At 39.8% G+C, this 942-nt stretch carries 2 pseudogenes; both read left to right on the top strand.

Annotated features, from left to right (window positions below):
- Nucleotides 1-90: 90 nt before the first annotated feature.
- Nucleotides 91-546, top strand: a pseudogene (locus tag CWC18_RS00155) (transposase); the annotation flags it as partial.
- Nucleotides 547-603: 57 nt separating this feature from the next.
- Nucleotides 604-942 (top strand): annotated as a pseudogene (locus CWC18_RS00160) (transposase); the annotation flags it as partial.

The raw sequence follows: 942 nt of genomic DNA on the forward strand, positions 1-942 counted from the left end.
AGTGTCCATCTCATCACCCACCGTAAGTTGACTGTTTTTCATTCACTGCCTATCTTTTAGATTCAACTTAAAAGATAGGCAGTTTCCTCGATGGCGACAGCACGTAAAAGACAAGTGAGTTTAACTGATACCAAATACTATCATTGTATTTCACGCTGCGTTCGACGTGCCTATTTGTGTGGTGAAGATAAGGTAACAGGGCAATCTTATGAACATAGAAGAGGTTGGATAGAAGGCAAACTGCTGGAGCTTGCTAAAGTTTTTTGTATTGACGTGTGTGCGTATGCGGTGATGAGTAACCATACGCATATTGTACTTTATGTAGATGATGTAAAAGCTAAAAGACTGAGTGATAAAGCGATTATCATCAGATGGCATAAGCTGTTTAAAGGTACCATACTATCTCACAAGTCCCTTCAAGGTGAGCGGCTAGACTCAGCGCAACAATATTTTTTAAATAAAGATATTGAACAATTTAGAGAACGTTTAGCGAGTATCAGTTGGTTTATGCGGGAAAATTTAACAAGACACCCACCCAAAATTGACTATTTTTCATTCATTGCCTATCTTTTAAGTTCAGCTTAAAAGATAGGCGATTTCCGTATGGCTACAGCACGTAAAAGGCAAGTGAGTTTAACTGATACCAAATACTACCATTGCATTTCACGCTGCGTTCGACGTGCCTATTTGTGTGGTGAAGATAAGGCAACAGGGCAATCGTATGAGCACAGAAGAGGCTGGATAGAAGATAAGTTGTTGGAGCTTGCCAAAGTGTTTTGTATTGATGTGTGTGCGTATGCGGTGATGAGTAACCATACTCACACTGTGCTTTATGTAGATGATAACAAAGCTAAAAGACTGAGTGATAAAGCGATTATTATCAGATGGCATAAGCTGTTTAAAGGCACCATACTGTCTCATCAGTTCCTTCAAGGTGAGCGG

Origin of the sequence: Pseudoalteromonas aurantia, from assembly GCF_005886875.1 — a bacterium.
Classification (GTDB): Bacteria; Pseudomonadota; Gammaproteobacteria; order Enterobacterales; family Alteromonadaceae; genus Pseudoalteromonas; species Pseudoalteromonas aurantia_A.